The organism is Nocardioides sp. AX2bis (assembly GCF_902506435.1).
Lineage (GTDB): Bacteria > Actinomycetota > Actinomycetes > Propionibacteriales > Nocardioidaceae > Nocardioides.
The window spans coordinates 2,652,835-2,676,212 of record NZ_LR733215.1 but is presented as its reverse complement, the minus strand read 5'-3'; the positions used below and the strand labels follow the sequence as shown (position 1 = coordinate 2,676,212).

Annotated in this window: 18 protein-coding genes, 2 tRNA genes and 1 pseudogene; 10 read left to right on the top strand and 11 right to left on the bottom strand. The window is 73.6% G+C overall.

The window, feature by feature from the left end:
• Nucleotides 1-72 precede the first annotated feature (72 nt).
• Entirely contained in the window at nucleotides 73-681 is a 609-nt protein-coding gene (locus tag GV155_RS12785) for a biotin transporter BioY (protein ID WP_160008486.1), read from the bottom strand.
• 98 nt (nucleotides 682-779) lie between these two features.
• Here GV155_RS12785 and GV155_RS12780 point away from each other — a divergent pair, with 98 nt between their 5' ends.
• Entirely contained in the window at nucleotides 780-1,388 is a 609-nt protein-coding gene (locus tag GV155_RS12780; protein ID WP_160008484.1) for a TetR/AcrR family transcriptional regulator C-terminal domain-containing protein, read from the top strand.
• Nucleotides 1,389-1,658: 270 nt separating this feature from the next.
• On the opposite strand, the gene GV155_RS12775 is transcribed toward GV155_RS12780, so the two are convergent.
• Nucleotides 1,659-2,102: an IucA/IucC family C-terminal-domain containing protein gene (locus GV155_RS12775; RefSeq protein ID WP_160008482.1), complete on the bottom strand. Its 444-nt coding sequence runs from the start codon at nucleotides 2,100-2,102 to the stop codon at nucleotides 1,659-1,661.
• A 291-nt stretch (nucleotides 2,103-2,393) separates the two neighbouring features.
• Between GV155_RS12775 and GV155_RS12770 the strand changes: the two genes are divergently transcribed.
• On the top strand, nucleotides 2,394-3,665 hold the full coding sequence (locus GV155_RS12770) for an HNH endonuclease signature motif containing protein (protein ID WP_160008480.1): 1,272 nt from the start codon (nucleotides 2,394-2,396) through the stop codon (nucleotides 3,663-3,665).
• Between the two features lie 262 nt (nucleotides 3,666-3,927).
• Here GV155_RS12770 and GV155_RS12765 read toward each other — a convergent pair whose 3' ends face one another.
• Complete coding sequence (locus GV155_RS12765) at nucleotides 3,928-4,797, bottom strand: 3-methyladenine DNA glycosylase (RefSeq protein ID WP_160008478.1); 870 nt, start codon at nucleotides 4,795-4,797, stop codon at nucleotides 3,928-3,930.
• Nucleotides 4,798-4,839: 42 nt separating this feature from the next.
• Here GV155_RS12765 and GV155_RS12760 point away from each other — a divergent pair, with 42 nt between their 5' ends.
• From GV155_RS12760 to GV155_RS12745, 5 genes and pseudogenes are all read left to right on the top strand, one after another.
• On the top strand, nucleotides 4,840-5,649 hold the full coding sequence (locus GV155_RS12760; RefSeq protein ID WP_160008476.1) for a fumarylacetoacetate hydrolase family protein: 810 nt from the start codon (nucleotides 4,840-4,842) through the stop codon (nucleotides 5,647-5,649).
• Nucleotides 5,646-7,316 (top strand): annotated as a pseudogene (gltX, locus tag GV155_RS20465) (glutamate--tRNA ligase); the annotation flags it as partial. The gene GV155_RS12760 and the pseudogene gltX, both read left to right, overlap by 4 nt.
• 90 nt (nucleotides 7,317-7,406) lie before the next feature.
• Entirely contained in the window at nucleotides 7,407-8,444 is a 1,038-nt protein-coding gene (locus GV155_RS20460) for a CPBP family intramembrane glutamic endopeptidase (RefSeq protein ID WP_201300316.1), read from the top strand.
• 66 nt (nucleotides 8,445-8,510) lie between these two features.
• Nucleotides 8,511-8,582, top strand: a tRNA-Gln gene (locus GV155_RS12750).
• A 117-nt stretch (nucleotides 8,583-8,699) separates the two neighbouring features.
• Nucleotides 8,700-8,772 (top strand) — tRNA-Glu (locus GV155_RS12745).
• Nucleotides 8,773-8,831: 59 nt separating this feature from the next.
• Here GV155_RS12745 and GV155_RS12740 read toward each other — a convergent pair.
• Entirely contained in the window at nucleotides 8,832-9,188 is a 357-nt protein-coding gene (locus GV155_RS12740; protein ID WP_160008472.1) for a hypothetical protein, read from the bottom strand.
• 198 nt (nucleotides 9,189-9,386) lie between these two features.
• On the opposite strand from GV155_RS12740, the gene GV155_RS12735 reads away from it, so the two are divergent.
• Nucleotides 9,387-9,707: a hypothetical protein gene (locus GV155_RS12735; protein WP_160008470.1), complete on the top strand. Its 321-nt coding sequence runs from the start codon at nucleotides 9,387-9,389 to the stop codon at nucleotides 9,705-9,707.
• 31 nt (nucleotides 9,708-9,738) lie between these two features.
• Here the strand turns inward: GV155_RS12735 and GV155_RS12730 are convergent, their stop codons facing one another.
• The 6 genes from GV155_RS12730 to GV155_RS12705 form a co-directional block, all read right to left on the bottom strand.
• Nucleotides 9,739-15,072, bottom strand: a complete 5,334-nt coding sequence (locus GV155_RS12730) for a DUF6531 domain-containing protein (protein WP_160008468.1) — start codon at nucleotides 15,070-15,072, stop codon at nucleotides 9,739-9,741.
• Between the two features lie 557 nt (nucleotides 15,073-15,629).
• Nucleotides 15,630-16,349, bottom strand: coding sequence for a GOLPH3/VPS74 family protein (locus GV155_RS12725; RefSeq protein ID WP_160008466.1), 720 nt, complete (start codon nucleotides 16,347-16,349; stop codon nucleotides 15,630-15,632).
• A gap of 96 nt (nucleotides 16,350-16,445) precedes the next feature.
• Nucleotides 16,446-17,159, bottom strand: coding sequence for a GOLPH3/VPS74 family protein (locus tag GV155_RS12720; protein ID WP_160008464.1), 714 nt, complete (start codon nucleotides 17,157-17,159; stop codon nucleotides 16,446-16,448).
• A 695-nt stretch (nucleotides 17,160-17,854) separates the two neighbouring features.
• Nucleotides 17,855-18,574, bottom strand: a complete 720-nt coding sequence (locus tag GV155_RS12715; RefSeq protein WP_160008462.1) for a GOLPH3/VPS74 family protein — start codon at nucleotides 18,572-18,574, stop codon at nucleotides 17,855-17,857.
• 50 nt (nucleotides 18,575-18,624) lie between these two features.
• A complete protein-coding gene (locus GV155_RS12710) occupies nucleotides 18,625-18,879 on the bottom strand; it encodes a hypothetical protein (protein ID WP_160008460.1) in 255 nt (84 codons plus the stop codon).
• A gap of 161 nt (nucleotides 18,880-19,040) precedes the next feature.
• On the bottom strand, nucleotides 19,041-20,318 hold the full coding sequence (locus GV155_RS12705; RefSeq protein ID WP_160008458.1) for an LCP family protein: 1,278 nt from the start codon (nucleotides 20,316-20,318) through the stop codon (nucleotides 19,041-19,043).
• Between the two features lie 137 nt (nucleotides 20,319-20,455).
• Between GV155_RS12705 and GV155_RS12700 the strand changes: the two genes are divergently transcribed.
• Together GV155_RS12700 and GV155_RS12695 are read left to right on the top strand one after the other, a co-directional pair.
• Complete coding sequence (locus GV155_RS12700) at nucleotides 20,456-22,060, top strand: AlkA N-terminal domain-containing protein (protein WP_236554300.1); 1,605 nt, start codon at nucleotides 20,456-20,458, stop codon at nucleotides 22,058-22,060.
• Nucleotide 22,061: 1 nt separating this feature from the next.
• Nucleotides 22,062-22,544, top strand: a complete 483-nt coding sequence (locus GV155_RS12695) for a methylated-DNA--[protein]-cysteine S-methyltransferase (protein WP_160008456.1) — start codon at nucleotides 22,062-22,064, stop codon at nucleotides 22,542-22,544.
• A gap of 69 nt (nucleotides 22,545-22,613) precedes the next feature.
• On the opposite strand, the gene GV155_RS12690 is transcribed toward GV155_RS12695, so the two are convergent.
• Nucleotides 22,614-23,342 carry an IclR family transcriptional regulator gene (locus GV155_RS12690; RefSeq protein ID WP_160008454.1) on the bottom strand — a complete coding sequence of 243 codons (729 nt, stop codon included), beginning with the start codon at nucleotides 23,340-23,342 and terminating at the stop codon, nucleotides 22,614-22,616.
• Nucleotides 23,343-23,378: the final 36 nt, after the last annotated feature.

The following is a 23,378-nucleotide window of genomic DNA, read 5'->3' as shown; positions in this document are numbered from 1 at the left end:
CCTGGAGGTCGCCGTCGGCCAGCGGGACCCGGACGGTGACGTCCTCGAGGTCGGCCCGGCTGCGCGCGGTGCTCAGGCCGCGCGCCGGCGGTGCAGCAGGTCGGGGAACGCGCGGTGCACCGACGTGGCGACCAGGGCCATCGCGACGTTCTTGACCACGTCGCCGATCCAGAAGACCTTGTCGACGTCGAAGGCCTGCGCCCAGGTCAGGTCGGCGCGCAGCACGAGACCGGCCATGCCGAGGGTGTGGATGAACACCGCGCTGCCGACCAGGCCGCAGAGAAAGACCAGCGGGACGTTGCGGGCCGCGGCGCCGCGGGGGAGCCGGGCGACGAGCAGCCCGGTCAGCGCGGCGGCCAGCGGGAAGCCGATCAGGTAGCCCGCGGTCGGCCCGGCCAGCACGCCGAGGCCGGCGGCTCCGCCGGAGAAGACCGGCAGGCCGGCGGCGCCGAGCGCGAGGTAGAGCAGGACGGCTAGGAAGCCGCGCACCGGTCCCAGCACGGCGCCGGCCAGGAGCACGCCGAAGGTCTGCAGCGTGATCGGCACGATCCCGGTGACGTTGATCGCGGGGAGCGCCGAGCACACCACGACGAGGGCGGCGAAGCCGGCCACGAGCGCGAGGTCGGTGGTGTCGAGGCGGCGCGTCCGGGGCCTGGTGGGCTGCTGGTCGGTGCTGGTCATCGTGGTCCTCAGGATCCTGACGGGGTCGTACGACCCGGAACTGAACGGTGTTCAGGTTAGGGTGGTGCGCACCACCGGGTCAACGTGAGGGGGAGGACGTGGCGCACCGCCGCGAGGACGTCGTACGCACGGCGCTGGCCGTCCTCGACGCCCACGGCCTGGCCGACCTGACCATGCGGCGGCTCGCCGCCGAGCTCGACGTCCGGCCCTCCGCGCTCTACCACCACGTGCCGAGCAAGCAGGTGCTGCTGGCCGCGGTCGCCGACGAGGTCCTGCGCCGCGGGCCGCGCGCCGAGGTGGTCGGCCCGGCCGCGACGTGGCCGGCCCGCCTGACCGACGTCTGCGGCGGGTTGCGGGAGGCGCTGCTGGCCTACCGGGACGCCGCCGAGCTCGTCTCCACCGTCGTCGCGTTCGGGCTCGGCGCCGACCAGCCGTACGCCGACCTGCTCACCGTCCTGGACGACGCCGGGCTGCCCGACGGCCTAGCGCCGACGGCCGCCCGGACCGTGCTCCACTTCGTGCTCGGCCACACCTTGGACGAGCAGACCCACCTGCAGGCCGGCGCCGCCGGGGCGATCGCCGACGCCCCGCGCCCGGGCTCCGACTTCGGCGTCGGGCTCGGGCTCGTGGTCGACGGCATCGCGCTCCGCGCGTCGGTCGGCCGCCCCGGCACCCCCGTCCGGGGCGAGGTCGACGACCGCCCCTGACGCCTCGGCCAGCAGGACCGCGCCCGCATGTCGGCCGGGCCAGGTCGGCCCCGCGGGCGACACCCCGCGCCGCCGGCCGAGCACCCGCCACGGCCGGGTCGTGCGGGGCTCGAACGCCGTGCCGGTCAGCCTGCAGCCCTCGGAGGTGGCGTCGAAGAGGGTGCAGCCGCGTAGCGGACGAACCGGACATCGGCGAGGTCGGTGGCGTCCCGGTCCGCGCCGCGCCAGGTCTGCTCGACGTGCTCCCGCGGCTCGCTCGTGACCGGCGGGCTAGACGGCGGACCCGACACCACCGGAACGGACACCACCGGCGCGGACAGCGGGCGGTGCGGCCGCCACCCGCGAGCGCCCGAACGGGTTCTCCAGCTCCCCGGCCCACATCAGCGACGACGCCTGGTCGCCCAGGTCGACCATCTCCCGGTGGTCGCGCAGCTGGAGCCGGTTCAGGCAGGAGTGGCGGAAGCTGTCGCGCCGCAGGTCGTAGGCCGCCGCGGCCGCGGCGAGCTCCGGGTGGTCGGCGGCGTGCCGGTCCAGGCACGCGGCCACCTCGGCCCAGAAGTCGTCCTGGTCCACGACGCCCTCGGTGTGCAGCAGCGCCGCGAGGTGGCGCAGCACGCCGTCCACCGCGTCGGTGTGCAGCGACAGGGCGCCCAGGTCGGGACCCACGTCGGCCCGCGCCCGTTCCACCGGCTCGGGCAGCGGCCGGTCGTGCATCAGTGCGACCTCCTCGCTCCGCGAGGGGGATCTTTCACCGCGCTCCGCGCGGGTGCGGTGCTGCCGATGCGCGAGCGTCGAGCGCCGCTGCGGGAGGCGAGAAGCGAGCGCGGCGAGGGTCACGAGACCCCCGCCCGCAGGTGGTCGAGGAGCGAGCGAAGCGAGCGTCACGAGACCCCCAGAGGATATTACTGAACGTTTGATCGAATGTAGACGCGCTGGTTGTGCATAACCGCCTCTGAGCTGTGGAAACAGGCCAGGGCTGTCGGCGGCGAGTGCTTGGATTGATCCATGGCCACCACCGAGGACACCACCACCGGGCACCCCGTGCCCTGTGCTGTCCGCGCATTGTCGGCCTCGGTGACGGCGTTGGCGGAGCGGCCGTTGTTCGCGTTGGACGCCGCCACCACCCGCCAGACGATCGTGGCCCTGGCCGAGCTGAAGTCCCGCCTCGCGGCCTACGAGTACGCCGTCCTCGCCCACGCCGAAAAAGTCGCCGTCGGTGCTGACACCGGCTGCACCTCGACCGGGGTCTGGGCCGCGAATGCGACCCGGTCACCGAAGAACGTGTCCGCCGCCCAGGTCAGGTTGGCGACCGCGCTCCAGACGAGGTGGCACCGCGTGCGTGACGCCCTGGCGAACGGGTCCATGAACGCCGACCAGGTCCGGGTCGTGGTGAACGCGTTGGAGGACCTCCCCGAGGACCTCGACGCCGCCCTCCTGGCCCAGGCCGAGGAGGCGTTGGTCGCCTACGCCGCGAACTTCGACCCCACCGAGCTGCGGCAGCTCGGCGCGCACATCCTGACGTTGATCGCACCCGAGGTCGGCGAGGAGATCGACCGCAAGAGGCTCGAAGCAGCCGAGGCGAGGGCCGCGCAGAAGCGGCGGCCGACGCTGTCCTTCGACGGCCACGGCTCCGCCCACGGCCGGTTCACCATCCCTGAGGTCCAGGGCAAGATGCTGCAGAAGCTCCTCCACGGGTTTGCGGCCCCCGGCCACGTCAACTGCACAAGTGATGCCGAGGGCGAGAAGCGGGAATGGGTCAAGGGTCGCCCGTCGGCGCAGAAGCTCGGTGAGGCGTTCTGCGAGCTGATCGAGAACTATCCCCGCACGAGCGCACCAAAGGTCGGCGGGACGTCGGCGACGGTCGTGATCGCGACGTTCCTCAAGGACCTCCAGGACGGCATCGGTACCGCCACCCTCGACACCGGCGGGGAGATGACGGTCGCGCAGGTCAGTCGCCTGGCGTGCGAGGCCGAGATCATCCCTGTGGTCCTCGGTGGTGACGGGGAGATCCTCGACCTCGGCGACGGCAAGCGGTTGTTCTCGACTCCGCAGCGGATCGCGATCGCGCTGCGCGACAAGACCTGCACCGCCCGAGGCTGTGACTGGCCGGCGTACCTGTGCCACTTCCACCACGACACCTGGGTCTCGAAGGGCGGCAAGACGGACCTGAAGGACGGGCGGCTGTTGTGCCCGAACCACCACGCCCGGGCCCACGACCCGGCCTATGAGATGACGATCCACGCCGACAACAAGGTCACCTTCCACCGACGGACATAGGCCGAACTGTTCGGCGGGCGTGGTCTCGTGACGCTCGCTTCGCTCGCTCCTCGACCACCGGGGCGGGGTCTGGTCTCGTGACGCTCGCTCACTGCTCGACCACTGTGGCGCGCTCGCTCCTCGACCACGGTGTCGATGTGCGGATCGCATGCACCAGGTAGACGCGATCCACACATCGACCATCGCCCTGTCCGGAAACGTCACCTCGACGCGCCGCGAGCGTCACCTCGGCTGTCCGCGAGCGTCATCTCGGCGGGTGGGGTCAGGAGGCGAGGAGGCGGTCGCACTCGGCGACCAGGCGGGCGCGCAGGGGCGCCGCGAGTTCGGCGAGCTCCGCCTGCGCGGCGGCGTACTCGCGCTTGCCGGCGGCGGTCTCGATCCGCACCGGTTCGAAGCCGAGGTCGGCGAGGTCGTAGGGCGCGGCGCGCATGTCGAGCTGCCGCACGTCCCAGGCCAGCTCGAAGCAGTCGGCGACCAGGTCGGAGCAGATTATCGGGCTGAGCCGGAAGGCGTGCTTGTAGAGGTCCATCCCGGCGTGCAGGCACCCCGGCTGCTCGAAGGCCGGGCGGTCGTCGGCGGTCGGCGACAGCGTGTTGAGGCCGCGCGCGGGCGGGGTGAAGAAGCGGAACGCGTCGAAGTGCGTGCACGTGATCCGGTGCTGCTCGACGACCGTGTCGGTGCCTGCGCCGCCGAGCCGCAGCGGCCAGTCCGCGTGCCGCGTCTCGTCGTCGGCGAGGCGGTAGACCATCGCCCACTCGTGCAGCCCGAAACACCCGTACGACGCCGGGCGCGACGCGGTCGCCGCGAGGAGGCGCCGCAGCGTGGTCAGCAGGACCCGCTGGCCCGCGACGTGGTCGTCGGTGACGCGCGCACCGCCGTCGTCGGTGACCTCGTACCCCTTGAGCCCGCCGTGGGACGCGGCGCCGCCGGCGAGCGTCGTGCCGTGCCCCGGGTGCCAGCGCCGCAGCTGCCCGGGGCGCTGGGAGTAGTAGCCGAAGAGGAAGTCGTGCACCGGGTGCTTGACGCCGGCGTCGCGGCGGGCGAGGTGCGGCCCGACGTACGCCTCGACCCGTGCCTCGTGCGCGGCGGCCCGGGCGCGCCAGGTCGTCTCGTCCAGCACCCGCTCGCCCACACCGGCAGGCTAGCCCCCGCCCGACCCGGCTAGGGTCGCGCCGTGCGCATCGTCAGATTCACCACGGGCGACGAGCCCTCCTACGGCGTCCTCACCGGCGAGCTCGACGAGTTCGGGCAGCCGGAGGAGGACGCGGTCGTCGTCGCCCTCGCCGGGGACCCGCTCTACGTCGGGATCAAGCTGCTCGACACCGAGCACCGCCTGGAGGACGTACGCCTGCTGGCGCCGGTCCTGCCGCGGAGCAAGGTGGTCGGCATCGGGCGCAACTACGCCGCCCACGCCGCCGAGCTGGGTCACGACCTGCCGGCGGAACCGCTGATGTTCCTCAAGCCGAACACCTCGGTGGTGGGCCCGGGCGACCCGGTCTACTACCCGCGCCAGACCAGCGACCTGCACTACGAGGGCGAGCTGGCGGTCGTGATCGGCCGGATCTGCCGAGACATCCCCGCCGAGCAGGCCACCGACGTCATCCACGGCTACACCATCGCCAACGACGTCACCGCCCGTGACCTCCAGCGCAGCGACGGCCAGTGGGCGCGGGCCAAGGGGATGGACTCGTTCTGCCCGCTCGGTCCGTGGGTCGAGACCGACCTCGACCCCGTCCGGTTCACCGAGGGGCTGAAGGTCCAGACGCACCTCAACGGCGACCTGAAGCAGGACGGCACCACGGCCGACATGATCTTCGACGTGCCCGCACTCGTGGCGCACGTCTCCGCGGCGATGACGCTGCTGCCCGGCGACGTCATCCTGACCGGCACCCCCGAGGGCGTCGGCCCGATGGAGGTCGGCGACGAGGTCGAGGTGTCCATCGAGGGCCTCGGCACCCTGACGAACAAGGTGGTCCGCCGATGAGCGCCAGCCCCAGCACCCCCGACCGCGTCCTCGGCGACCTCGCCCCCGAGCAGGTACGCGTCCGGTTCCCCCCGTCGCCGACCGGGTTCATCCACGTCGGCAACGTGCGCAGCGCGCTCTTCAACTGGGCCTTCGCCCGCCACTACGGCGGCACGCTGGTGCTCCGCATCGAGGACACCGACACCGCCCGCAACACCGAGGAGGGCTACGACTCCATCCTCGGCTCGCTGCGCTGGCTCGGCCTGGACTGGGACGAGGGCCCGGAGGTCGGCGGCGACCACGGGCCGTACCGCCAGTCCGAGCGCCGCGAGGTCTACGACGACGCCGCGGCCCGGCTGCGCGAGAGCGGCAAGGCCTACGACTGCTTCTGCACCACGGAGGAGGTCGACGCGCGCCGCAAGGCCTCCGGCTCCAAGATCCAGGGGTACGACGGCTTCTGCCGCGACCTCGGCGCGGACGCGCGCGCCGCCTTCGAGTCCGAGGGCCGGCGCCCCACGCTGCGGCTGCGGATGCCCGACGCCCCGATCGTCTTCGACGACCTCGTGCGCGGGGAGATCACCTTCCTGCCCGAGAACGTGCCCGACTTCGCGCTGGTCCGTGCCAACGGCGACCCGCTCTACACCCTGGTCAACCCGCTCGACGACGCGCTGATGGGGATCACCCACGTGCTGCGCGGCGAGGACCTGCTCTCCAGCACCCCGCGCCAGATCGCGCTGCACGAGGCGCTGGTCGAGCTCGGCCTCGGCAGCGGCGTGCCCCGCTACGGCCACCTGCCGATCGTGATGGGGGAGGGCAACAAGCGGCTCTCCAAGCGCGACGCCGGGTCCGGGCTCACCGAGTACCTCGACCGCGGGTTCCTGCCGGCCGGGGTGCTCAACTACCTGGCGCTGCTCGGCTGGGGCATCGCCGCGGACCGCGACGTCTTCACGATGGAGGAGATGGTCGAGGCCTTCGACATCACCCGGGTGAACCCCAACCCCGCCCGCTTCGACCTCAAGAAGCTCGAGGCGATCAACGCCGCCCACATGCGCACGGTCCCGGTGGAGGAGATGACGCACCTGGTGGTGCCGTTCCTGCAGCGTGCCGGCGTCGTCTCGGAGCCGCTGTCGTCGGCCGACGGGCAGCTGCTGGAGCTGGCGATGCCGCTGGTCGCCGAGCGGATCAACACCCTCGGTGACGCCGTCGCGATGCTCGACTTCCTCTTCGTCGACGAGGCCGACTTCGTCCTCGACGAGAAGGACGCCGCCAAGCTCCTCGACGAGACGGGCACCGACGTCGTCCGAGCCTCCCACGACGCCCTGGCCGCCCTCGACGAGTGGTCGACCGCCGCGATCCAGGACGCCCTGCAGCGCACCCTGGTCGAGGAGCGCGGGCTCAAGCCGCGGGTGGCCTTCGGACCCGTACGCGTCGCGGTCACCGGCCGCCGGGTCTCCCCGCCGCTCTTCGAGAGCCTCGAGCTCCTCGGTCGCGACCCTCGTCGTGTCCGCGCTGCTCCCGGCGCAGGCCGACGGCGCGACCGTCTCGACGGACCTCAACTCCTTCACCTCGACCACGCGCGACTTCGTGCTGGTGGTGCTGCTGCTGACCCCGCTGCAGGCGGCGGGGGAGGAGTACCTCTTCCGTGGCTACCTCACCCAGGCGCTCGGCGGGGTCTTCGCCAACCCGCGNCGCCCCACCCGTACGCCTACGGCACCGACCCGCAGGCCGGCCCGTACGCCGCGCCCTACGCCACCGCGAACCCGTACGGTGGTCGCCCGATGGGTGCGCCCGCCGCCCCGGAGCAGCGGCCCAGCGAGGTGCCCTACCACCGGATACACCGGATCGGGTCCTACGGCCGGCACGGCTGGTGGCGCGCACTGGTCGGGGTGCTGCTCGCGGTGCTGGGGATGCTCCTGCTGATGCCGCTCGTGGTGCTGCTCGTCTTCGTGGCGTACTTCCTGCTCACCGGCGGCGACGTCGCCGACCGGACGCTGAGCCTGGTCGACACCACCGACGTCACGCCGGCGGGCCTGGCGTACCTCAACCTCAGCCTGGCCGCGATCATCCCCGTGGTCTGGTTCGTGACACGGGTCCTCCACGGCCTGCGCCCGGGGTGGCTGAGCTCGGTGCGCCCGCGGATCAGGTGGGGCTGGTTCGCGATCAGCCTGGGCCTGTCGGTGGCCGCACTGGTCGCGACCCTCGTCGTGTCCGCGCTGCTCCCGGCGCAGGCCGACGGCGCGACCGTCTCGACGGACCTCAACTCCTTCACCTCGACCACGCGCGACTTCGTGCTGGTGGTGCTGCTGCTGACCCCGCTGCAGGCGGCGGGGGAGGAGTACCTCTTCCGTGGCTACCTCACCCAGGCGCTCGGCGGGGTCTTCGCCAACCCGCGGGTGGCGGTCGTGGTGGCCGTGCTCGTGCCCTCGCTGCTCTTCGCGCTGGCCCACGGCGCCCAGGACGCGCCGATCTTCTTCGACCGGTTCGCCTTCGGCCTGGTGGCCGGCGTGCTCACCATCGCCACCGGCGGTCTGGAGGCCGCGATCGCGATGCACGTGCTCAACAACTTCCTGGCCTTCGGCCTGGCGCTGGCCTTCGGCGACATGAGCTCCGCGCTCAACCCGACCGGCGGCACCTGGTGGAGCATCCCGGTCACCCTGACGCAGTCGGTCACCTACACCGCGCTGGCGATCTGGGTCGCCCGCGCCACCGGCGTGGCCACCCGTACGGCCCCCGGCGCGCCGTTCGCGCGGGCCGGCGGGGCGCCCCAGGGCGCCGAGCGGGGGCCCGTTTTTGAGGGGACCGGACCCCGCGTGTAAGGTTCCCGACGGCTCGCAAGGCCGGGGTCGACCGCGAGGTCGGACCAGGTAAGACTTGCGTTCCGGTGGGGTATGGTGTAATTGGCAGCACGACTGATTCTGGTTCAGTTAGTCTTGGTTCGAGTCCAGGTACCCCAGCGAGATCGACAGCGTCGCCCCAGGTGAGACCCGGTTTTGTCGGGAGGGACGAGGTTCGCTAAAGTTCTCTCGGTCGTCCAAGCCAGGACGGTCGGACGCACCACATGAGCACGCCAGGCCCCCGTTGTGTAGCGGCCTAGCACGCCGCCCTCTCACGGCGGTAGCGCCGGTTCGAATCCGGTCGGGGGTACAGCACCACGAAGGGGCCCGGGTCACTGCGACCCGGGCCCCTTCGTCGTTCGTGGTCGGCTACTCCGTGTCGTACGGGCAGTCCGCCTTGAACTGCTCCCACTCGGGCGACGTCGTGGCGTCCTCACCCTCGGCGAGGTAGTTGGCCGGCTTGCCCTCGAACCCGTAGACGGGGCCCACGGCGAGCAGCTTGTGACCGTCGCAGCTGGTGGACTCGTTGACCGAGACGCCTTCGCCCTCGCACCCGTTCAGGGACAGCTCCTCGTCGATCACCTCGCCGTTCGCGTAGTCCGAGCACGGCGGGGGGCCGGTGTACCCACCCTCCGAGGCGGCGGGCGCGTCGTCGGAGCACCCTCCGAGAGCCATCGCCAGCACCGCGACACCTGCCGCAGCGGTCAACCTGATCCGAGTATTCATGCGGCGGACGCTAGCAGCGGAGGCAGCCCTGTGGACGCCACTTCGCCCATCCGGCACCACACCGCGCGGGTGGTCCGTGCGGGGCTCGTCGTGCCGCCGTCGTCTCGTCCTGCGTGCTCGACGACTGTCCGGCTGCGGCCGCCGGTGCCGCATGGTTACATGTGCCCGGCGGAACGGCGACCAGCGAGTGGGGGGCACATGGCAGAGCAGCAGCAGACAGCACTTCAGCGGTGGGGTTCCACGAAGAAGCCCTGGTGGTTCTGGCCGCTGGTGCTCGTCGTCGCCGTGCCGCTGATCATCGCCGCCGTCGTCTGGTTCGCGCAGCTCGGCGACAGCGTGCAGGACCGGCGGGTCGAGCTCAACGCCCGCTACGAGGAGCAGATCGACATCACGGGCTACCCGGACGGGAGCGGTGGTCGTAACTACCGGATCGTGATCGACGGCACGACGCGCGACGACTGCTCGGAGGACGACGGTGTCCTAACCTGCACCGACGACCCCCAACCCACCGAGCAGTAGGCCCGGCGGGTCGGGGACCCGTCCCACGACGTCACTGCGTCGGTGCCTCGATGGTGGCCGCGCCCGGCTTCACGGCGCCCAGTGCGCCGGTCCCGGTGCTCTGCAGCATGCTGTTGCGGAACTTCTGGGGATCGAGCTCGCCCGTGGTCAGCGTCTGCTTGAGGAGCTCGGTCTCGGCGTTCTTCACCACGTTCACACCGAGCTCCGCCGCGTGCCTGGCCAGGACCTGCTCCGTCGTGAGCCGTACGGCGTCCTCGCCCACCTCGGGTGCCACGGCGCCGAGGCGCCTCGCAGCGGCTGATCCAGCGGCGTCGCTCAGCGGGTTGAACTTCGCGGTCTGGCTGCCGCCGATCAGCCCGCCGCCGCCGCCCTGCAGGGTCTTGACACCCGCGTCGCCCCAGTCCCACCCCTTGCGGTCCTCGTCCACCGCGTAGGTCCCGAAACCCGACGCGGCCCCGACACCGGTCTCGACGGCGATGTTCGTCACGACCTTGCGGGCGACACCCATGCTGGAGGCCTTGATCACCGACCCAGCGCCACCACCCACCAGCCCGGCAGCCCCGGCGACGAGAACCTGGCCGACGTTGATCTGGCCGTCCCTGCCCGCCTCCGCCCGCTGCATGATCACGTCCGCACCGGCGGAGATGAGGGCGCCGCCGACAGCGGGACCCACGACCGGGATGAAGAGCGCCGCGACGCCGAGGGCCGCTATCCCCGCCCCGATGAGGTAGTCGGTGTTGTCCTTGGCCCACTGCTTCGTGCCGTCCCAGGCGGCCTCGGCCCACGACATGTTCGCAGCCTGCAGGTCGGCCTCGGAGACAGGCTTCAGCCCGGTCGGGTCCAGCGCGTGCAGGGGGTCGTTCCCGGCGTAGGCATAGGGATTGCCCGACCACCCGGCTCCCGTGACCGGGTCGAGGGGATCGGCGGCGAGGAAGCCGCGGCCGGCGGCGTCGTAGACCCTCGCGCCCAACCACTCCAGGTCCCCGATCGTCAGCTGGCCGGCGGGGCTGATCCCCACGCCGCCCGGCAGGCCGGGTCCGGCACCCGCGGTGCCGCCGAGCACGCTCCACACGTCCTCACCGTCGGCCCTGGACCCGCGCCAGCCCGGGGAGAGCCAGTCCTGGCCGACCGCGGTGACCGCACCCAGGGCCAGGACCGGGACGTCGCCGAGCTGGGCCAGCGGGGGAGCGTAGCCGACCGCCGTGTCCCAGAGGACCGACGTCCCGTCGATCGAGGCCAGCTCGGCGGAGGCGTCCACGTGCAGCTCGGTGCGGACCCGCTCACCACCGCTCTCGTCCACGATCGTGGCGAGCCACCCGGTGGGGGACCATGTCAGGTCCCGGGTGCGGCCGTCGGCCCAGGTCGTACGGGTGCGGCGCCCGAGCTCGTCGTAGGCGTGCCGGGTGGTGCCTTCCGGTCCCTCGACGGCCAGCAGCTGGCTGCCGGCGTCGTAGGCGAAGTCGCGCCGACCCTGGGGGGTGGACTCGCTCGTGATCCGGCCCGAGGGGTCGTAGCGCCAGTGGACGGCGTCACCACCGGTGCGCGACTCGACCACCTGGTGGGCGGCGTCGTAGTCGAACGAGGTCACCTCACCGTCGCGGTCGAGGCTGAGGATCCGGCCCTCGTCGTCGCGCTGCACGGTGGTGCGGGTCGCGCCCCGGCCATCGGCCGTGCGGTGGGAGGCGAGGAAACCGTCGGCGTAGGTCCAGCTCTGGCGGAGCTCGCCCGCCGTCGCTCCGGTGACCCGGCCGGTCGCGTCCCGCTCCATCGTGGCCCTCCCCAGGAGCGGGTGGTCCACCGCGGCCAGCCGGCCGGCCGCGTCGTAGGAGTAGGTGACCTGGCGACCGTCGGGCAGGGTCATCGACTCGCGCCGTCCCGACGCGTCGTGGCTCCAGCGCATGGTCTGGCCGTCCCGGGAGCGGCGCACGAGCTGGCCGCGCCGGTTCCACTCGGCCTCGTGCACGACCGGGCGGCCGTCGGGGCGGGTGGTGTCCGTGAGGGTCAGCGAGCGGCCGTGGACGTCCCTGCTGATCCGTGCCAGCGGGCGACCGTCCAGACTGACCGAGGAGACCCGCCCGGCCGAGTCGTAGGACCACTCGGTCCGACGGCCGCGCGCGTCCTCCTGCCAGGCCTGGCGACCGGCGGCGTCGTACCCGGCCCGGGTGGTCCTTCCCAGCGAGTCGGTCTCCGCGACGCAGCGATCCATCGCGTCGAACGCCCGACGGGTGACGCCACCCATCGGGTCGGTGACCGCGACCATCCGGCCCCGGACGTCGTGGTCGTAGCGGGTGACGCCGCCGTTGCCGTTGGTCGCGGACGCCAGCTGACCGACCGCATCGTAGGTGAACCGGCGGAGCCCGGAGGCGCTGTCCTGCGTCTCGACGATCCGTCCGGCCGCGTCGTAGGCGTGACGTACGAGGCCCTGGCCCGGACGGAACCCGGCGACGGGCCTCCCGCACTCGTCGAAGCGCGTCCAGCCGACCTCCCCGGTGGGGAGGACGACGCGGACCGGGCGGCTGTCGGCGTCGTAGCCGATCTCGGTGCGGGCACCGAGCGGGTCCACGACCGCGCTGCGACGTCCGCACGCGTCGTGCTCGAACCGGGTCACCTCGCCCGTGGGGGAGGTGACCGACACCGCGCGTCCACCGGCGTCGCGGTCGATTCGGGTCAGCCCGCCCTCGACGTCCAGCTGCTCCACGACGCGGCCGCAGCGGTCATAGGTGGCGACGGCCGCGGAGCCGTCGGACTGCTGCACGCCCAGCTGGCGGCCGAGGGCGTCGAAGCGGTGGATGACCTCCGCGGTGCCGTCCTGCGCGACGACCGTCCCGCGGGCGGTGTCGGTGGAGACGGTGACCCGGTCCCCGGTGGGGGCCACGGTCTCGGCCAGGTTGCCGACCGCGTCGTAGCGGCGCGTCCAGGTCTGACCGTCCGGCGTCGTCGTCGAGACGAGCCGGGAGAGGGCGTCGTGGGTGAAGTGCCAACGGCTGCCGTCGGGCAGCTCGACCGAGGCCAGGTTGCCGAGGTCGTCGCGCTGCTGCTGCACCGACCGGCCGAGCGCGTCGACGCGGCGACGCTCGTCCCCGTCGTCCCCGTGCTCGACCACGGCGCGGCCGCCCGTGGGGTCGACGACCGTCGCGAGACGGCCGCCGGCGGTGTACTCGAAGAGCCACACCGCGCCGTCGGGGTCCCGGCGCTCCGTCACCCCGGCCGGGCCGTGGAGGTAGGTGGTCCGGTGGCCGGACGGGGTGACGGCCGCCGTCACCCGGCCGGCCGCGTCGCGCTCGATCCGCGCGGTGTCGCCCAGGGCGTTGCTGGTGGCGACGAGGTCGCCGTGCACGTCGTGCTCGAGCAGGACAGGCACCCCGGTGGGGTCGACCACCCGCACGAGTAGTCCGCGCTCCCACTCGAAGCGGGTGTGTCCACCCTCGGGGTCGATCAGCAGCGAGGGGTTGCGGGACGAGCCGACGTAGGAGAGACGCGTCTCGGCGTCGTCGGCGGTCAGCACGCGGACCAGGCGGTCGAGGTCGTCGTGCTCGAAGCGCAGGTCGGCACCCGCGGGGCTGACCTCGCGCACCGTACGGCCGCGCTGGTCGTGCTCGCGGACGGTCACCGAGCCGTCCCGCGCGGTGAGCAGCACCGCGTTGCCGTGCTGGTCGTAGCTCGTCGACTGCCGGTGGCCGTCGGAGTCGACCAGGCCGATCAGGCGTCCGCGGCTGTCGTGGATCCACGTGTTGGACCGGGTCCCGTCAGGGTCGGCGACCTGCGTCACGTGGCCCGGCAGGTAGGAGTAGCGACTGGTGCGCCCGTGCGGGGAACGTTGGGCGGTCACCCGCGCCTGCTCGTCGTAGACGTTCTCCACCTCGACCACGCCGTCCGCGTCGATGACCGCCTCGACGAGACCGGCCTCGTCCCACCGGTAGGTGCGGGTTCCCAGGGCGCCGGTCGCGGCGACCAGCCGGCCCTCGTCGTAGGCGTAGTCGACCCGTCGTCCGTCGGAGGCGGCAGCGGCGACGACGCGGTCGCCGTCCCAGGTGAGGACGACGTGGCGGCCGCGCTCGTGCTCGAGCCGGACCAGGCGACCGTCCTCATGGACGAAGCCCACCATCGTGCCCTCGCCCCGGTCCTGCGAGAGAGGCGTGCCGGCGCGGCTGAAGCGCCACGTACCGCCGCCGTTGTCGGTGGCGCGCAGCTCGTCGGCGGCGGCGTCGCGCTCGAGCCACATCGACTCGCCGGTGGCGCGGTCCCAGCCCTCGCCGAGGCGCGGGAAGACGACGACCCGTCCGTCCGGCAGCGTCAGGTGGGCGGCCTCGTCGTCGAGGTCGAGCCGGGTCTCGGTCCAGCTCGACCAGCCGGGGCCGAAGGCACCCGCCGCGCGGTGGAAGGAGTTGTACATCCGCGTCAGCACCAGGGCGCCGCAGCCCCCGGAGAAGGCGAGATCGGTCTCCGGCTCGACGAAGTTGCCGGTGGCGGCGTTGACGGGGTCGTCGGCGTAGCCCGTGGTCGGGGTGATGCCGTAGAGCCGGGGGGAGGTCGGTGCGATGTCGAGCCGCGACACGCTGACCCCGGCGGCGCGCAGGGACGCAGCGAGCGCGGCGTTGGACAGGCTGACCATCCCGCCCGGGGCCTGGCCGCCGGCCTGCTCAAACGCCTCGGCGAGGGTGTTGACCCACAGCTTGTCCTGCCGGTTGAGCTGGCTGAAGGTGCGTAGGGCCGCGTAGACCGAGGCCCCGTCGACGCCGGAGGGCTCACCCGTGCCCCAGTCGAACCCGGTGGTGAAGGCGCTGTTGAGCCCCTCCAGCCTCCCTGGCCTACCGTCCAGCTCCTGGATCCTGCCCTCGACGCCGGTCACGAAGCCGCGCAGCTCGGCGGGGCGGGCGGAGGATGTGCCCGCGCTGTCCCCGCCGGCTCCGAGCGGGGGGTTCTCGCGGGTCGTCGCCGAGGCCGACATCACCTGCGGGGCGGGAGGTGATGTCGGGCCCTCCGGCGGGTCCTCGTCGCCGAGGAGGTCCCCGGCGGAGAGCTTGCTCTTGTCCTCGGCGCGACGCTCGGCCCACTCCCGGGCGGCGCGTCGGCGGGCGTTCTCGTCGGGCACGATCGAGACGAGGTGCCGGATCTGGGTGGCGACGTCCCTCAGCGCGACCGCGATCTCCTCGCTGTCGCTGTCCGCCGTGCCCTGGTTCTGCTCGAAGATCCGCGAGAAGCGGCCCTCGAAGTCCTGCAGCGCGTCGGTTGTCAACGACCGCCGGGTGCTCGCCTGTTCGCGCAGGAGGCGGGCGGCGTCCTCGCAGCCCGCGGCCAGCAGGTTCGCGGCCCCCTCGTCCATCTCGACGTCGGGCAGCCCGGCCCACCCGCTGGTGTCAACCACGGGTGCGCTCCCCGCGCGCCGCCTCGTCCGAACCGGTCCCGTACGTCCCCATGCCGTGCTCTCCCTCTGGTCGTGTCCCGAGCGCCGCCGCCGGGGCACAGTGTCACCCCTCGCCCGGGTGGCCGCTTCCCCTCACGCCGAACTGGGTCGACCGGTCTGGACGGGCTCAGGCGCAGAGGCCGGCGGCCAGGCGGGCCGTGCGCTGCGCCTCGGACTGGCCCGGGTCGGTCTCGGGGACCCGGGTGCCGGGTGCGTCCGGGCCGCCGCTGAGGCCGCGCACGGGCCCGCGACCGTGGTCGACAGCGTGCAGGACCGGCGGGTCGAGCTCAACGCCCGCTACGAGGAGCAGATCGACATCACGGGCTACCCGGACGGGAGCGGTGGTCGTGACTGCCGGATCGTGATCGACGGCACGACGCGCGACGACTGCTCGGAGGACGACGGTGTCCTGACCTGCGCCGACGACCCCCGACCCACCGAGCAGCAGAGGTCGGCGGGGCGGGAGCGCCCGTGGTCCCGAGCAGCCGCGGCAGCACGTATGCGGCCCGCCGGACCCGTCAGACGCTCGAGCCGTAGTCGCTCTGGTTGCGGTCGCGCACCGCGGCGACGGCGGAGACGATGGCCAGCCCGTCTTCCCCGATCCCGTTGACGATCTCCAGCCACCGGCGGGCGGCCTCCTTGGCCCGGTCCTTCGGCACGAACAGCTTGCTCGGGGTGCCGAGGAGGAGCGCGGCGAGGAGCAGGGCCGTCCGGTCGTCGGGCACCGACTCTCCGAGCAGCGCGGCCCGGACCCGGGCGACGACCTCGTCCCGGCCCGCGGCGGGAGTCGGGTCCAGCCGGCGGCTCGGGATGACCCCGAGCGTCCTGCCGGTCCCCTCGAGCAGCAGCCCCTCGGCGACCAGGCGCGTGGCGACCTGGTCGTCGCGGGGGAGGAGGCCGACGTTCCGCGCCACCGTGCGCCCGACACCTCCGGCGTCGAGGCCACGCAGCGCGGAATCGAGGTCGGGGTCCCCGAGCGGGGCCGAGTCGAGGACCCGGTAGCGGGCCTTCCTGCCCGCGCCCGCGACCGAGATCCTGCCCTCGTGCGCCAGCTCCAGCAGGACCGCGGCGGCGACCACGTACCTGGCGTTGTTGTTCCAGCGCCTGCCGGTCGCCGGGCTGATCGCCGCCAGGAGCGCCTGCCTGGCCAGCGGGACCACGGTGCGGTCCAGGGGCGGGGAGTGGGCCTCGGTGGGACGGTCCGTACCGCCCAAGGCCTTGCGCAACCGCTGCAGCACGTCAGTACCTCCGGGATCGGTCGGGACGGTTGGGGCGGTCGGGAACAGCAGCACGAAGGGCCGGGGTCACCCTGGACGCGGCCGGGGCGCCACGGGTCAGAGCGTCGTGCTGTCGGCGTTGCCGCTCACGACCGCGGCCTTGATCGCGGCGACGAGTCTCTGCTCGTGCTCCGGCAGGCCCTCCAGGATCTCCCGGGCGCGGCGGTCGGCCGCCTTGACGTGCTGCCGGCCGACCCAGTGCCTGAGGTTCGTGCTCGACAGCAGCACCACGACCAGCATCCCGGTCCGCTCATCGGGCACCGACTCGCCGAGCAGGGCGCTCCGCAACCGCCCCACGACCTCGTCCCGTCGCGCCGAGGGCGCGGGGTACCGGCGGGTGACGTTGAACATCCCGAGCTTCTGCTGCGACTCCTCCGTGACCCCGCCGGCGGCGACGAGGCGGTCGAGGACCTGGTCGGACGTGGGGAGGAACTCGACCAGGCGGGACACCTTGTCCCCGAACACCCCGGTCTCGACGGCCAGCAGCGCGTCGTCCAGCTCGGCGTCGCCGAGGGGGGTGAGGTCCCGCACGGTGACGCGTGTCTTCCTGCCGTCCCCCGACACCTCGAGCCGACCCTCCCGGACCAGCTCGAGCAGGAGCGCCCCGGGCACGGCGGCGCGACCGGACGGCATGAGCTTGCCCTCCTCCGGGTCGAGCGCCGCGACCACCAGGTCACGCGCGACCGACGGGACTCCGCGCGGGGGTGCCGCGGTGAAGCTCTCCTCGGCGTCCGCGAGGGCCTGCCGTGCCTTGCGCAGCCGACCCAGCATCCGATGCCCTCTCGTCCTGTGGTGCACCCGGCGTGCACCTCGCGCGCCCGGGGCCACCCCCGGGTCGGGGCCGTCAGCTCACGGCCGCGTCCGTCGCTGCGCTGAGTCCCTGCCCGACCGGACCGGAGCCCGTCGGGGAGCGGCCTGGACAGCCCGCTGCCGACAGCCTTGCCGCCGACCTTGCCGTCGTCAACGCCTTCGCCGCCGGTGAGACCGCTGGCCGCGCCGCTGCCGAACGCCTCCGTGGACAGCCGATCGGCCCCGCCGGCCACGGCCGAGCCGTATCCCTCGACGGTGCCGATCCCGGCCTGGACGGCGACCTTCGCCTTCGTGCTCATGCCCGCGACCTTGGCGCCGTTGACCAGGACGCGACCGCCCACGGTCAGGCCCTTCAGCTCCCGGCGGTGGGACGCGCGGGCCAGGTCGGTCGAGGTCACCGACCGCACCCGCGGGGACGGACGCGTCGGGCGCCGCACGACCGCCTGGACCCGACGCGGCCAGGTCCTGCGCCAGACCCGGGACGAGACCACGATGTCGTGGACCTACGACGCCGCCGGCCGCGTCGCCGCCGTGGACCACCCGCAGCACCCTGCGAGAACCATCGCCAGCACCGAGACACCCGCTGCTGCGGCCAACCTGATCCGAGTCGTCATGCGGCGGACGGTGGCAGCGGGCGCGGTCCTGTGGGCGTCACGTCAGACGCTCGAGCTCTCACCGCCCCCGCGACGGTCGCGCACCGCCCTGACAGCCATGACGACGGCCCGCACGTCGTCACCGATGCTCTCGAGCAGCTCGTCGCGACGACGGTCGGCCTCCCTGACCCGGCCCCTCGGCACGAACAGCGAGCACGGGATGCCGACGTGGAGGGCCACGACGAGCAGCGCGGTCCGCTCGTCCGGCACCGCCTCGCCCACCAGCGCGCTGCGGATCCTGGCCACGACCTCCTCGCGGCCCGCGGTGGCGGTGGGGAGGAGGCGACGCCTGGGCAGGACGCCGAGCACCCGGTGCGTCTCGTCGACGAGCAGGCCCTGGCCGACCAGCTGCTCGATCAACCGGTCGTCGCTCGGCATGACCGACACGTAGCGGGCGAGCTCCTTCCCGAACCCGGCGGCGTCGAGGCTCTGCAGGGCCTCGTCGAGGACCGGGTCGCCGAGCGGGGTGGAGTCGCGGAGGGTGTAGCGGAGGGCCTTGCCGGTGCCGGAGACCGTGAACCTCCCCTCGTGGGCCAGCTCCAGCAGGATCGCCGCCGCGACGGCGTACCTCGTGTTGGTGTTCCAGCGCCTGCCGGTGGTCGGGTTGATCGCGGCGAGGAGCGCCTCACGGGCCAGGGACGGCGTGCCGCGGTCGGGGGCCGGCGCGTGCACGGTCGCGGGCCCGTCAGGCACCCCCAGGGACTTCAGCAGCCGGTTCCACATGTCGATGACCCTCTCTTCGTGTCTACGGAGGGCTGCGGGTGCGCGACCGGTCAGGGGACGACGGCGTCGACACCCTCGCTGATCCCCTTGCCGGTCGGACCGGACACCCCTGTGGGGAGCGGCCTGGCGAGCCCGCCGCCGAGAGCCTTGCCGCCGACCCTGCCGTCGTCAATGCCGGGCTCGTCGTCGGTCACCTGACGGAACAGCTCGCCACCGCCGTCGCCGAGCCCCTTGTGCAGGCTGCCGACGGCGTTGCTGTGCACGCTGCTCACCACGTCGGCCTTGACGTCGATCAGTCCCCTCATGAAGATGTCGCGCCCTGCCGCCGTGGCCTTGATCCCGTCGTGGACCCGGGTGCGGGTCGCGCCCGCCAGCTCGTCCGCCCGCGCCCCGAGCGTCCCGGTGAGTCCGCCGGCGAACGCCTCCCTTCCCCTCGAGCGAAGTCGGACGACAGGTCTGGACGGGCTCAGGCGCAGAGGCCGGCCGCCACCCGGGCCGCGCGCTGCTCCTCGGACTGGGCTGGGTCGGCCTCCGGGACCCGGGTGCCCGGGGCGTCCTGTCCGCCACCGGCGGTGCTCGGGCTCCCCGACGGCGTCCCGCTGGGGGTGCCGACGTCGTCCGCGGCCGTGAGGCTGCCCTCGGCGAGGGTGCCGCCGAGGGGGCGGTCGGTGCGGATCAGCTTCCACAGCTGGTCGGCCTGGTCGGTCCAGACCAGGCGGTTGGGGTCGGGCTCGTAGGCCGCGATCGGCACCGTGATGAAGCTGATGTCGGTCAGGCCGGTGTCGCGGAACTGCATCGACAGGTCGACCAGGCGCCCGATCGAGTCGAGGTTCTCGTCGACGACGATGGACGACGTCGCGGCGTCGAGGAAGTCGAAGACCCGGGTCGGGCGCGAGAGCGTCCCGGCCGAGACGACCTTGTTGACCATGGAGGCGATGAAGGCCTGCTGGCGCTTCATCCGCCCGATGTCACCGGTGGACGACAGCACGGTGCGCTCGCGGACGTAGTTCAGCGCCTGGTCGCTGGTCAGGGTCTGGACGCCGGCGTCGAAGTAGATGTTGTGCTCGGGGTCCACGACGTCCTCCGGGATGCAGACCTCGACGCCCTTGACGGCCTCGACCATGTCCTTGAAGCCGTTGAAGTCCAGCACCAGGTAGTGGTCGACGTAGATCCCCGTCAGCGCCTCCACCATCTGCACGGTGCACAGCGGGCCGCCCAGCGCGAAGGCGGTGTTGAACATCTGCAGCTCGCCGCCGGGCACGGTCCCGTCGGGGGTCTTGCAGTCGGGGCGGGTGACCAGGGCGTCGCGGGGCAGGCTCACGCCGTACGCCTCCTGCCGGTCGGCCGAGACGTGCAGCAGGATCGTGGTGTCGGACCCGCCGCCGCCGGACTCGCCGTCGATGGAGTTGCCCTCGCCCGCGCGGGAGTCGGAGCCCATCACCAGCACGTTCATCGGCTGGAGGTCGGCCTCCTCGCCCTCCTCCTCGACGACGGGCTCGGGGGGCTCGACGAGGTGGTTGATCGCCTCGCCCTCGGCGATGTTGCCGTCGAGGCTGCGGTAGGCGAGCACCACGACGAGCGCGGTGACCATGGCGAGCACCACCTGGCTGGCCACGACCACGGTCCACACGCGCCGGCGGTGGTGCCGGGCGAGCGGGGCTGCGGTGCTGGGGGACGCAGCGCTGGGGGAGGAGGGAGAGGGCGTGCCGGCACCGGCCGGCGTCCGCTCGTCGTCGACGGCCACGTACCCAGTGTTGCCTATGGGCGGTGGATCCCGACGACGATCCGAAGCGTCGCCTGCCACGGCGCCGGTCGGCGGTCGCCGCCGCCGTGTCCGAATCCCGCCAGCACCGTCCGGGGGGAGCGGGGCAGGATGGGGGCGTGACCACCACCGACGACCTCCCCGAGCGGCCCGCTGAGGTGCCGGCCGACACGCTGGACCCGCAGGCCTGCTACCGGGTGGTGGAGTCGCGCGACCCCCGCTTCGACGGGGTGTTCTGGACCGCGGTGCGCACCACCGGCATCTACTGCCGCCCGTCCTGCCCGGCGCGGACACCGGCGCCGCGCAACGTCACCTTCCACGCCAGCGCGGCAGCGGCGCAGGCCGCCGGCTACCGGGCCTGCCGGCGCTGCCGTCCGGACGCCTCGCCGGGCAGCCCGGACTGGGACGTCGCCGCCACCACGGCCGGTCGGGCGATGCGGCTGATCGCCGACGGGGTCGTCGACCGGGAGGGCGTGCCCGGCCTGGCCGGACGCCTCGGCTACACCCCGCGCCACCTCACGCGGCTGCTCGGCGACGAGCTCGGTGCCGGACCGCTCGCGCTGGCCCGGGCCCGTCGCGCCCAGACCGCGCGCACCCTGGTCGAACGGACCGACCTGCCGCTGACCGACGTCGCGCACGCCGCCGGCTTCACCAGCGTGCGGCAGTTCAACCAGACCGTGCAGGACGTGTACGCAGCGACCCCCGGCGAGCTGCGCTCCCGACGCGGGCGCACGGGGCCGGGCGGCGGGCGGCGGGCGGTGCAAGAGGACCTGGACCCGCCCGGTGCGCTGACGCTGCGGCTGCCGGTCCGCACCCCGTTCGCCGGCCGCGAGCTGCTGGCCTTCCTGGCCTACCACGTGGTCCCGGGCGTCGAGACCGCCGGACCTGGCTGGTACGCCCGCACGCTCGACCTGCCCCACGCCCCCGGCACGGTCCGCGTCCTGCTCGACGACCCGGAGCCCGGCACGGGCACGGCGACCGTCGAGGCCGTCTTCGGCCTCGACGACCTGCGCGACCTCCCGGCAGCGGTCGAGCGCGTCCGCCGGATGCTCGACGCGGACGCCGACCCGGTGGTGGTCGACCGCCACCTCGGCGAGGACGCCGTGCTCGCCCCGCTGGGCGCTGCACGCCCGGGGCTGCGCGTGCCCGGTCAGGTCGACGGCGACGAGACCGCGGTCCGCACCGTGGTCGGTCAGCAGGTCAGCGTGGTCGGGGCGCGCACCGTCACCGCGCGGATGGTCCAGGCGCACGGCCGCCGGGTGGCCACGGGGGTCCCGGGGCTGACCCACCTCTTCCCGCGTGCGGACGTCCTGGCCGCCGTCGACCCGGAGACGCTCCCGATGCCGCGGGCCCGCGGGCGGGCGCTGGTGGGGCTCTGCGCCGCGCTCTCCGACGGGAGGGTCCGGCTCGACCGGAGCGTCGCGCGGGCCGAGACCCGGGCGGCGATGCTGGCGCTGAAGGGGATCGGGCCCTGGACGGCCGACTACGTCGCGATGCGCGCCCTGGGCGACCCCGACGTCTTCCTGCCCACCGACATCGGCGTCCGCAACGCGCTGACCGGGCTCGGCGAGGAGCCCGCGACCTTCCTGCCCCAGGTCACCGGGGACGGCGGGCGGTGGTCGCCGTGGCGCTCGACGGCGTTGATGCACCTGTGGGCCACCGTGATCCCGGCGCTGCCAGACCCCCGCCCCCGCACCGACCCCGACACCACCGAGGAGACCTGACATGTGGACCGTGACCGACAGTCCGGTGGGCCCGCTGCGGCTCGTGGAGCACCACGGCGCGCTGACCCACGTCGAGTTCTCCCCCCACGGCCCGGCGACCGACGGCCGACCGCGCGGGTCCGAGGACGCGACCGCGCCCGTCCTGGTGGAGGCCGCCTCGCAGCTCGCGGCGTACTTCGCCGGCGACCTGAAGGACTTCGACCTCCCGCTCGACCCCGGGGGGACCCCGTTCCAGCAGCGCGTCTGGGAGGCCCTGCGCGGCATCGGCTGGGGGGAGACCGCGACCTACGGCGCCGTGGCGGTGCGGCTCGGGATGACCCCGGCGGCCTCGCGGGCCGTGGGACTGGCCAACGGCCGCAACCCGATCCCGATCGTCGTCCCGTGCCACCGCGTGATCGGTGCCAACGGCACCCTCACCGGCTATGCCGGGGGCCTGGAGCGCAAGCAGCTCCTGCTCGACCTGGAGACCGCCGCCCTCTTCTGACCCGCCGAGATGACGCTCGCGGACAGCCGAGATGACGCTCGCGGCGCCTCGAGGTGACTGTTCCGGCGCTCAGACGCCGGCCGCGGCCGCCCGTCGCAGCGACTCCGAGAGCCGCTCGGCCGCGGCGAGCACCGCGGGGGCGTGCATCCGGCCCGGCTGGCGCGACAGCCGCTCGAGCGGGCCGGAGACCGAGACCGCGGCGATGATCTTGCCGCCGGGGGAGCGGACGGGCGCCGAGACCGAGGCGACACCCTGCTCGCGCTCGCCCACCGACTGCGCCCAGCCGCGCCGGCGGATGCCGGAGAGGGCGGCCGCCGAGAACGCCGCCTCCTGCAGGCCGCGGTGCACGCGGTCGGGGTCCTCCCAGGCCAGCAGGACCTGGGCGGCCGAGCCGGCCCGCATGGTCAGCTGCGAACCGATCGGGATGGTGTCGCGCAGGCCGGAGGGACGCTCGGCGGCGGCGACGCAGATCCGGGCCTCGCCCTGCCGCCGCCAGAGCTGGGCGGACTCGCCGGTGATGTCGCGCAGCCGCGCCAGCACGGGTCCCGCGGTCGCCAGCAGCCGGTCCTCGCCCGCGGCGGCCGACAGCTCGGCGAGCCGGGGACCGAGCACGAAGCGTCCCTGCAGGTCGCGGGCCACGAGACGATGGTGCTCGAGGGCCACGGCCAGGCGGTGCGCGGTCGGACGGGCCAGCCCGGTGCCGGCCACCAGGCCGGCCAACGTCGCCGGTCCCGACTCCAGCGCGGTGAGCACGAGCGCGGCCTTGTCGAGCACGCCGACGCCGCTGGAGGTGTCCATATGGCAATACTGCCGTCTCACTTCCTGGGACGCAAG